Here is a 9826-nt window from a genome sequence, read left to right on the forward strand (position 1 = left end):
TGATGAACCCTGCTTCTCACACCGCGCGCCAGCACTGGATCGGCGTGCTGGCCTGCGCCCGCCGCAGTGAATTGCAACGCCATGAAGCCGCGTTGCGCGACGTCGAGTACCAACTGATTCGCGCCCCGGAAATCGGCATGACCCTGGTGCGTGGTCGCATGGGCGGCAACGGTGCGCCGTTCAACGTCGGTGAAATGACCGTGACCCGCTGCGTGGTGCGCCTGGCCGATGGCCGCACCGGTTACAGCTACCTGGCCGGTCGCGACAAGGCGCATGCCGAACTGGCCGCCCTGGCCGACGCGCATCTGCAGGGCGCACAGCAGCGGCATTGGCTCGATCAATTGATTGCACCGCTGGCCCTGGCCCAGGCCGAACGTCGGGCGCAAAAAGCGGCAGAAACCGCCGCCACCAAAGTGGAATTCTTCACCCTCGTGCGAGGAGAAAACTGATGAACGCACAGCTGTTGCAACCGGCGTTCGCCGACCCGGTGCTCGACGCCCAGCGCGGATTTCGCGCGGCACTCAAGGCATTGGCGGGGCCCGGTTCGATCCAGACACTGCACGCCGCACCTCATCTGGAGGGGTTGGCGCCCGCGACCTACGCGCTGTGCCTGGCATTACTGGATGTCGATACGCCGCTGTGGCTGGCGCCGTCGTTCGACACGCCGCTGATCCGCGCCAACCTGGCGTTCCATTGTGGTTGCCCGCTGACCGTCAACCGCGAGGACGCGCGGTTTGCCTTGCTCGCCGGCGACGATCTGCCGGACCTCGGCGGCTTCGACCAGGGTAACGATCGCTACCCCGATCAGTCCTGCACCTTGCTGGTTCAACTGCCGGATCTGGGCGGAGGCCAGGCATTGGCCTGGCGCGGGCCGGGCATCGAAACCGAACAGGTTGTCGCTTTGCCTGTGGAAGACGATTTCTGGGACGAACGCCTGCGGCGCAATCCGTTCCCACGGGGGCTGGATCTTTTCTTCGCCGCCGGTCACGACCTCATCGGTCTGCCGCGCAGCACGCGGGTCACCCGTATCGCACAGGAGCGTGTCTGATGTACGTAGCCGTCAAGGGTGGCGAACAGGCCATCGACAATGCCCACCGCCTGCTGGCGAAAAAGCGCCGGGGCGATACTTCGGTCAGCGAGCTGAGTGTCGAGCAGATTCGTCAGCAATTGCCGCTGGCGGTCGCGCGAGTGATGAGCGAAGGCTCGCTGTACGACGAACAACTGGCGGCACTGGCCATCAAGCAAGCGGCAGGGGACCTGGTGGAAGCCATTTTCCTGTTGCGTGCCTACCGCACCACGTTGCCGCGCTTCAGCCCGAGCCTGCCGATCGACACGTCGAACATGCAACTCAGCCGACGTCTGTCCGCCACCTTCAAGGATGTACCCGGTGGGCAGTTGCTGGGGCCGACCTTCGATTACACCCATCGCCTGCTGGATTTTGCCCTGCTGGCCGAAGGTGAGTATCCAGGGCCGCAGGTCAGCCCGGATGCCAGCCAGGAACCGTGCCCGCGGGTGCTCGGTCTGCTCGCCCAGGAAGGCCTGATCAAGAACGAATGCGACAGCGGTGAAAGCGTGGCGGACATCACCCGCGATCCGCTGGAACTGCCCGCCAGTCGCGCCGAGCGCTTGCAGGCCCTGGCCCGTGGTGACGAGGGATTCCTGTTGGCGCTGGGCTATTCCACTCAGCGTGGCTATGGCCGTAACCACCCGTTTGCCGGGGAAATCCGTATCGGTGAAGTCGAGGTCTGGATCGATCCCGAGGAGCTTGGGTTCCCGATCAACCTGGGCTGTATCGAAGTCACCGAGTGCGAGATGGTCAACCAGTTCGTCGGCTCGGCCAGCGAGCCGGCGCAGTTCACCCGCGGTTATGGCCTGGCCTTCGGGCATGCCGAACGCAAGGCCATGGGCATGGCGCTGGTCGATCGCGCGCTGCGTGCGAAGGAGTACAACGAAGAGATCGAATCCCCGGCGCAGCAGGAAGAGTTCGTGCTGATGCACTGCGACAACGTCGAGGCCGCCGGCTTTGTCTCGCACCTCAAGCTACCTCACTACGTGGACTTCCAGGCCGAACTGGAACTGATCCGCAAACTGCGCAGCAACCTGCACAAACCTGCCGAGGGCAGCAACGATGAATGACCTGAACCAGGCGCCGGAACGCGACGCGGCGTACAACTTTGCCTACCTGGACGAGCAGACCAAGCGCATGATCCGTCGCGCCCTGCTCAAGGCCGTGGCGATCCCCGGTTATCAGGTGCCGTTCGGCGGGCGCGAAATGCCGTTGCCGTACGGCTGGGGCACTGGCGGCATGCAATTGACCGCCGCGATCCTGGGCGACGATGACGTGCTCAAGGTCATCGACCAGGGCGCGGACGACACCACCAACGCGGTGTCGATCCGGCGCTTTTTCGCTCGCACCGCCGGTGTCGCGACCACCGAGATCACCCCGGATGCGACCGTGATCCAGACTCGTCACCGCATCCCTGAAACACCGCTTCACGCCGACCAGATCATGGTTTACCAGGTGCCGATTCCCGAGCCGCTGCGCTTTATCGAACCCTCGGAGACCGAAACCCGGACCATGCATGCCCTCAACGATTACGGGGTGATGCACGTCAAGCTGTACGAGGACATCGCCACCTTCGGTCACATCGCCACCGCGTATGCCTACCCGGTGATGGTCGACGAACGCTACGTGATGGACCCGTCGCCGATTCCCAAATTCGATAACCCGAAACTCGACATGAGCCCGGCGCTGATGTTGTTCGGTGCCGGACGGGAAAAGCGCCTGTACGCGGTGCCGCCTTACACCCGAGTCACCAGTCTCGACTTCGAGGATCACCCCTTCGAAGTGCAGAAATGGGAGGAATGCTGCGCCATTTGCGCCAGCCGTGAGTCGTTCCTCGACGAGTTGATCATCGACGACGCCGGCACCCAGCGCTTCGTCTGTTCCGACACTTACTACTGCGCCCAGCGCGTCAGCCAGCAGGAGCAGGGCCAATGAACCAGGCGCTGAAAAACGAGTTGTCCGTGTCCACCGAGCCTTTACTCAGCGTGCGTGACCTGACGCTGTTGTACGGCCCGGAAAAGGGTTGCCAGGGTGTCAGCTTCGACTTGTATCCCGGTGAAGTGCTGGGGATTGTCGGCGAGTCCGGCTCGGGGAAATCGACGTTGCTTTCGCTGCTCAGCGGGCGCTTGCCGCCCCAATGCGGCCACGTCGGTTACCGCGACAAACAGGACCACTGGCTGGACCTGTACAGCGCCAGTGAAGCCGAGCGCCGCACCTTGCTGCGCACCGAGTGGGGCTTTGTCGAACAGAACCCGCGGGACGGCCTGCGCATGGGCGTGTCGGCGGGGGCCAACATCGGCGAGCGCCTGATGGCCCAAGGTGTGCGCAATTACCAGCAACTGCGCGGCGCCGGTCTCGACTGGTTGAGCCAGGTGGAAATCGATCCGCAGCGCATCGATGACTTGCCACGCACTTTCTCCGGCGGCATGCAGCAGCGCCTGCAAATCGCCCGCAACCTGGTCTCGAGCCCGCGCCTGGTGTTCATGGACGAGCCCACCGGCGGCCTCGACGTCTCGGTACAGGCTCGCTTGCTCGACCTGTTGCGTGGCCTGGTGCGCGAGCTGGACCTGGCGGTGGTGATCGTCACCCACGATCTGGCGGTGGCGCGATTGCTGGCCGATCGCTTGATGGTGATGCGCCGTTCGCGAGTGGTGGAAACCGGCCTGACCGACCAGATCCTCGACGACCCGCAGCACCCTTATTCGCAACTGCTGGTGTCTTCGGTGTTGCAGCCGTGAAGCCCCGTCCAACTGTGGAAAACGAGCGATGAATACCTTGATCGAAGTCCGCGACCTCTCGAAAACCTTCACCTTGCATCAACAAAATGGCGTGGTTCTCAATGTCCTGCGCGCAGTGGGTTTCAGCGTGGCGGGCGGCGAATGCCTGGTGCTGCACGGCCAGTCCGGCGCGGGCAAAAGCACCTTGCTGCGCACCCTGTACGGCAACTACCTGCCGGCCGGCGGCAGCATCCGCGTGCAGCACGACGGCCAGTGGCTGGAATTGGTAGGGGCCCGGCCGCGGGACATTCTCCAGGTTCGCCAGCGCACCCTCGGTTATGTCAGCCAGTTCCTGCGGGTGATCCCCCGGGTGGCCTGCCTGGACGTGGTGATGGAGCCGGCGCTGGCCCGAGGCTGGTCCCGGCACCTGGCCCAATCGCGCGCCGAGGAACTGCTCACCCGCCTGAACATTCCACAGCGTTTGTGGCAACTGGCGCCCGGTACGTTTTCCGGTGGCGAACAGCAAAGGGTCAACATCGCCCGCGGCTTCATGGTCGCGTGGCCGGTGATGTTGCTCGATGAACCCACGGCTTCGCTGGACGACAGCAATCGTCAGGTGGTGCTGGAACTGATCAATGAAGCCAAACAGGCCGGTGCCGCGCTGATCGGCATCTTCCATGACCGTGTCGCCCGCGAAGCGGTCGCCGATCGCCATCTCGACATGACTCCAGCCGCAATGAACCAGAAGGAATTTGCCGATGTCCGTTGAACAGATCCTCAGTAACGCTCAAGTGGTCACCGCTGATCGCGTGTTCTATGGCACCGTGGTACTGCGTGACGGTGTGATTGCCGAGGTGGCCGACGGCCCGAGCCGCTTGCCCCAGGCACTGGATCTGAACGGTGATTATCTGCTGCCCGGCCTGGTGGAGTTGCATACCGACAACCTGGAACGCCACATGACTCCGCGTCCCGGCGTGGATTGGCCCTCGGTGCCGGCGGTGTTGAGCCACGATGCGCAAATCATCGCGGCCGGTATCACCACGGTGTTCGACGCGGTGTCCATCGGCGATGTGAACCCCAAGGGCAATCGCATGCAGAAGCTGCCGGCGATGCTCGACGCGATTTCCAGGGCCTGCGACGCCGGGCTGACCCGTGCCGACCACCGCCTGCACCTGCGCTGCGAGTTGTGCCACCCCGATACCCTCAGCGTGTTCCGCGATCTGGTGGAAAACCCGCTGGTGCAATTGGTGTCGGTGATGGACCACTCGCCGGGCCAGCGCCAATTCGTACTGGAATCCAAGTACCGTGAGTACTACATGGGCAAGTACCACCTGACCACCACGCAAATGGATGAATTCATCACCCTGCAAATGGCCAACTCCCGGCAGTACAGCGACCGTTATCGCGCGGCGATTGTCGAACACTGCCTGGCCCTTGGCCTGTCGGTGGCCAGCCATGACGACGCGACCCTGGCCCATGTCGAGGAGTCGGCGCGCTACGGCATGACCATCGCCGAGTTCCCGACCACCGCCGAGGCCGCGCGCGGCTGTCGCGAGCGAGGCATGCAGGTGCTGATGGGCGCACCGAACATCGTGCGCGGCGGATCGCACTCGGGTAACGTGGCCGCCGCGGAACTGGCCGCCGAAGGCTTGCTGGATATCCTGTCCAGCGATTACTACCCGGCCAGCCTGTTGCAATCGGCCTTTGCCCTGGCAGCGCAAAGCCAGCGGATCGACCTGGCCGCAGCGGTGCGCATGGTCAGTCTCAATCCGGCGCGGGCCGCCGGCCTGAGCGACCGTGGCGAGATCGCACCGGGCATGCGCGCCGACCTGGTGCAGGCACGCAGTCAGGACGGCTTGCCGGTGGTCCAGCAAGTATGGCGACAAGCGAAGAGGGTGTTTTGATGGCGGGCAGGTTGATTTATCTCATCGGACCTTCCGGTTCGGGCAAGGACAGCCTGCTGGATGCTGCGCGCACCCAGTTGGCTGAACGCCGCTGCCGTATCGTGCGACGGGTCATCACCCGATCGGCGGAAGCGGTGGGGGAGGCGGCGCAGGGTGTCAGCCCGGAGCAATTCGCACAGATGCAGGCCCAGGGCGCCTTTGCCCTGAGCTGGCAGGCCAATGGGCTGGCCTATGGTATCCCTCGGGAAATCGACGAGTGGCTGGCGGCAGGGGACGATGTCCTGGTCAACGGCTCACGGGGGCATCTGCCGCAAACCCGTGAGCGTTATCCGGAAGTTCTGGCGGTGCTGCTGACCGTGGACCCGGCAGTGCTGCGCCAACGCCTGTTGGCGCGCGGGCGTGAATCATTGGTCGAAATCGATCAGCGACTGGCGCGCAATGCCCGTTTCAGCGAGCGCCTGTTGAGCGATGATCCGGGGGTGCATGTACTCGATAACTCCGGGGCGCTGGAGCATACGGTCGAGCGTCTGCTGGCCTGCCTCGACGAGCCCGCCGCATGCGCCTGACGTTGCTGGGCACCGGCGACGCCCGTCAAGTCCCGGTCTACGGCTGCGAATGCATCGCCTGCAACCGCGCCCGTCGGGACGAACAGCTGCGTCGCCGACCCTGTTGTGCGCTGATCGAGTGTGGCGACCAGCGCTGGCTGATCGACAGCGGTCTGCCCGATCTCACTGAACGCTTCGCGCCGCGAAGCTTCAGTGGCATCCTCCAGACCCATTACCACGCCGATCATGCCCAGGGCTTGTTGCACCTGCGCTGGGGCCAGGGCCTGACAATCCCGGTGCACGGCCCGGTCGACCCGGAAGGCCTGGCCGACCTTTACAAGCACCCTGGCATTCTTGATTTCAGCCAACCGTTCGAGGCGTTTCAAACTCGCCGCTTCGGCCCGTTGAGTGTCACGGCATTGCCACTGCTGCACTCCAAACCCACCCTCGGCTACCTGCTGGAAGGTGAAGGGCGGCGCATCGCCTACCTCACCGACACCGTCGGCCTGCCGCAGGCCACCACGGCATGGCTGCAACGCCAGCCATTGGATGTGCTGGTGCTCGACTGCTCCATGCCACCGCAACCCCAGGCACCACGCAACCACAACGATTTGAACCTGGCCTTGCGCTGCATCGATGAATTACGGCCTGATTCGGCGGTACTGACCCATGTCGGGCATACGCTTGATCAATGGTTGATCGAGCATCGCCAAGACTTGCCGGCTTGTGTCAGGGTTGGATTCGATGGGTGCGTGCTCTAGAAAACATCAGGGCCTTTGGTTCTGTAGGAGCGAGCATGCTCGCGATGGTAGACGGGACACCGGGGCGCATCAGGTTCCCCGCGTTTTCGTTGACGACCATCGCGAGCCTGCTCGCTCCTACAGTGCAGCCAAAGCAGGCCTCTGCGAAACACTCAAAAACCGCAGCAGCGCCAGCAACGGAAACGCACTGCCGACCACCACGATCCACAACCAGCCGCCATGCTCGTACACCGCACTGGCCACCGAGGAGCCGAAGGCACCGCCGATAAAGATGCTGGTCATGTACAGCGCATTCAGACGGCTGCGGCTTTTGGCATCGAGTGCGTAGACCGCACGCTGGCCAAGCACCATGTTCATCTGCACGCAGAAATCGAGTACCACGCCGGTCACGGCCAGGCCGATGACACTGTAGGCGGGGTGGATGAAGGCCGGCAGGAAGCTGAGGCTGGCGAACAGCAGGGCCAGCAGGCTGGCGACGCGCGTATGACCGGCATCGGCCAGACGTCCGGCAACGGGCGCTGCGACGGCGCCAATGGCGCCGACCAGCGCGAAGAGGGCGATCTGCGATTGCGACAGGCCATGATTGCGTGCCAGCTCCAGCGGCACCGCCGTCCAGAACAGGCTGAACGTGGCGAACATGCAGCCCTGGTAAAACGCGCGCTGGCGCAATACCGGTTGTTGGCGCAGCAGCGTCCACAAGGAACCCAGCAATCGGCCATAGGACGCGCTGTGGTCTGGCTGGCGCTTGGGAATGGTCAGGGCCAGCACCATGCTGATGGCGGCCATCAGCACGGCGGCGATGACAAACATTGCCCGCCAGCCGAAATGGTCGGCGATCACGCTGGACACCGGTCGCGCCAGCAGAATGCCCAACAGCAACCCGCCCATGATCCCGCCCACCACGCGACCACGGGATTCCTCCGGCGCCAGATGCGCGGCCAGCGGAATCAAAATCTGTACCGACACCGAACTGAAGCCTACCAACAGCGAAATCAACAGGAAGACATTCGGCTGATCGGTGAACGACGCGCCGAGCAAACTGGCGATCGCCACCAGGGTGGTGATGATCATCAGCCGGCGGTTTTCCAGCAGATCGCCCAAGGGCACGAGAAAGAACAGCCCCAGGGCATAGCCGATCTGGGTCAGCGAAACGATGAAACTGGCCAGGCTGCCGCTCAGGCCGAGGTCCGGCGCAATCAGGCCGATGATCGGCTGCGCGTAATAGATATTGGCCACGATTGCGCCGCAACAGAAAGCGAACAGCAGGACCATGCCACGGGTCATTGTCGCGGTGCCGTGTGGCGCGTCGGTTGCTGGATTCATCAGGTGTCTCGCAGAACAAAAAGGAATGCGCGCAGGCTAGAGGGCTTCCTCCGGCCGCGGAAGCCATTTGGAGTGATAGTCATCATGCCGTTGAGCAATGGTTGGCGGCTTGTGCCGTTCACCCGTGAGCCTTGCGTCGGATCAGCGCGGGGCGATGATACATTCACTTACATATTGTTCGATAGCGTGCTTATGTTTGTTATCGACGCTTAGAACGGAAGCCACTGCCATGAATGCGATGCTTCGTTTGTTGGTTCGCAGTGCCTTATCAATGGCCTTGATTGGCCTCTTCAGCGCAGGCCTGGCCCTGGCGCAAGAGCCGCCCGGGATGCGCATCGGCGTGCGTGGAGAGATCACCGCAGTCAGTGCCGATTCACTGCAAGTGCACACCAACGGCGGCGACAACGTGGTCGTCAACCTGACCAATGACACCAAAGTCCGCGCCGTCACCCTGGCCAACATCGAAGACATCAAGCCCGGCAGCTACATCGGTTCGGCAGCCATCGCCCAGGACGATGGCAGCCTCAAGGCGCTGGAGGTCCATGTGTTCCCGCCGGAACTGGCCGGCAGCGGTGACGGGCATCGGCCATTTGACCTGGTCAAGGGCAGCAGCATGACCAACGGCAGTGTCGGCGATCTGGTGGTCAGCAATGGCCGGGTGCTGACGGTCAACTACAAGGGCGGTCAGCAGAAGATTCTGGTGCCCGAAGACGTACCGATCGTGAATCTGTTGCCCGGTGATCGCAGCTTGCTCAAGGTCGGCGTGAAGATCGTCACATTCGTCACCCGGGGCGCGGATGGCGCGCTTACAGCACAGTCGATTTCGGCAGGCAAGGAGGGGCTGACGCCACCTATGTAAAAGGCGTGAAACTGACCGACTATCCGAAGAAATGCCTGTATTTACCCGGCAACTAAAATCAACTGGGGGATCACTTCAACGCATCCTTACAAAGCGGGAGTATCACGATGAAAATCGTATCTTCGCTGGCGTTGGTGGTAGCGGCTGGGTCGATCTTCGGGTGCTCGACAGTGCCTGACAGTCAAGTCACCAACGTTCCCCTCAACGCTACTTCCATCAATACCGGGAACATTTCCCAATCCATCATGATGCCCGACGGTCATTCGACTGCGTTCTGGTTCGCTGTCAGTGGCGAACCTCAGGGCAGCGCCTTGCCGGGCCGATTGCAGGCCTACATCTATCAGGGAAGCTGTACGAGCCTGGGTGCGAAACCGGCCTATGACATGAACGACGGTCCGAATGCACGGTTCTATTCGTCGGCGGCGCATCAGTATTTCTGGAAGAGTGCGCCTGTTCCGGTGGAAAAGCTTAGGGCGGGAGGCTATGTCCTGGTGGTTCGGGAAAACCCGGCCGATGGAAACCAGAACATTTTTTGCGGCAATTTGAGCTGACCCTGTAGGAGCGAGCAAGCTCGCGATGGTAGACGGGACACCGCGGGGTATCAGGTGGGAAACCTTCATTCATGAATCGATCACCGGTAGCCGCTTTACC

The 9826-nt window shown here is 62.9% G+C and carries 12 protein-coding genes; 11 read left to right on the plus strand and 1 reads right to left on the minus strand.

Annotated elements, in window-relative coordinates:
* Positions 1-2 precede the first annotated feature (2 nt).
* The 9 genes from phnG to phnP are packed head-to-tail and all read left to right on the plus strand — an operon-like array spanning position 3 to position 6993.
* Complete coding sequence (gene phnG / locus ACQKP2_RS20805) at positions 3-449, plus strand: phosphonate C-P lyase system protein PhnG (protein ID WP_427579083.1); 447 nt, start codon at positions 3-5, stop codon at positions 447-449.
* A complete protein-coding gene (phnH, locus tag ACQKP2_RS20810) occupies positions 449-1048 on the plus strand; it encodes a phosphonate C-P lyase system protein PhnH (protein ID WP_427579084.1) in 600 nt (199 codons plus the stop codon). Before phnG ends, phnH begins: the two co-directional genes overlap by 1 nt.
* Complete coding sequence (locus tag ACQKP2_RS20815; protein WP_427579086.1) at positions 1048-2136, plus strand: carbon-phosphorus lyase complex subunit PhnI; 1089 nt, start codon at positions 1048-1050, stop codon at positions 2134-2136. Before phnH ends, ACQKP2_RS20815 begins: the two co-directional genes overlap by 1 nt.
* Complete coding sequence (locus ACQKP2_RS20820) at positions 2129-3001, plus strand: alpha-D-ribose 1-methylphosphonate 5-phosphate C-P-lyase PhnJ (RefSeq protein WP_427579087.1); 873 nt, start codon at positions 2129-2131, stop codon at positions 2999-3001. Before ACQKP2_RS20815 ends, ACQKP2_RS20820 begins: the two co-directional genes overlap by 8 nt.
* Entirely contained in the window at positions 2998-3804 is an 807-nt protein-coding gene (gene phnK / locus ACQKP2_RS20825; protein WP_427579089.1) for a phosphonate C-P lyase system protein PhnK, read from the plus strand. The genes ACQKP2_RS20820 and phnK overlap by 4 nt, the downstream gene beginning before the upstream one ends.
* A 28-nt stretch (positions 3805-3832) precedes the next feature.
* Positions 3833-4552, plus strand: coding sequence for a phosphonate C-P lyase system protein PhnL (gene phnL, locus ACQKP2_RS20830; RefSeq protein WP_427579090.1), 720 nt, complete (start codon positions 3833-3835; stop codon positions 4550-4552).
* Entirely contained in the window at positions 4542-5687 is a 1146-nt protein-coding gene (locus tag ACQKP2_RS20835) for an alpha-D-ribose 1-methylphosphonate 5-triphosphate diphosphatase (RefSeq protein WP_427579092.1), read from the plus strand. The genes phnL and ACQKP2_RS20835 overlap by 11 nt, the downstream gene beginning before the upstream one ends.
* On the plus strand, positions 5687-6253 hold the full coding sequence (gene phnN, locus ACQKP2_RS20840; protein WP_427579094.1) for a phosphonate metabolism protein/1,5-bisphosphokinase (PRPP-forming) PhnN: 567 nt from the start codon (positions 5687-5689) through the stop codon (positions 6251-6253). The genes ACQKP2_RS20835 and phnN overlap by 1 nt, the downstream gene beginning before the upstream one ends.
* A complete protein-coding gene (gene phnP / locus ACQKP2_RS20845) occupies positions 6244-6993 on the plus strand; it encodes a phosphonate metabolism protein PhnP (protein ID WP_427579095.1) in 750 nt (249 codons plus the stop codon). Before phnN ends, phnP begins: the two co-directional genes overlap by 10 nt.
* Before the next feature lie 117 nt (positions 6994-7110).
* Here the strand turns inward: phnP and ACQKP2_RS20850 are convergent, their stop codons facing one another.
* The gene (locus ACQKP2_RS20850) at positions 7111-8316 is read right to left on the minus strand and encodes an MFS transporter (protein ID WP_427579096.1); all 1206 of its coding nucleotides are present in this window, start codon (positions 8314-8316) and stop codon (positions 7111-7113) included.
* A 229-nt stretch (positions 8317-8545) separates the two neighbouring features.
* On the opposite strand from ACQKP2_RS20850, the gene ACQKP2_RS20855 reads away from it, so the two are divergent.
* Positions 8546-9175: a hypothetical protein gene (locus ACQKP2_RS20855; RefSeq protein WP_427579097.1), complete on the plus strand. Its 630-nt coding sequence runs from the start codon at positions 8546-8548 to the stop codon at positions 9173-9175.
* Positions 9176-9282: 107 nt separating this feature from the next.
* A complete protein-coding gene (locus ACQKP2_RS20860; protein WP_427579099.1) occupies positions 9283-9726 on the plus strand; it encodes a hypothetical protein in 444 nt (147 codons plus the stop codon).
* Positions 9727-9826: the final 100 nt, after the last annotated feature.

This window comes from Pseudomonas sp. NPDC089569 (genome assembly GCF_050280625.1).
Classification (GTDB): domain Bacteria; phylum Pseudomonadota; class Gammaproteobacteria; order Pseudomonadales; family Pseudomonadaceae; genus Aquipseudomonas.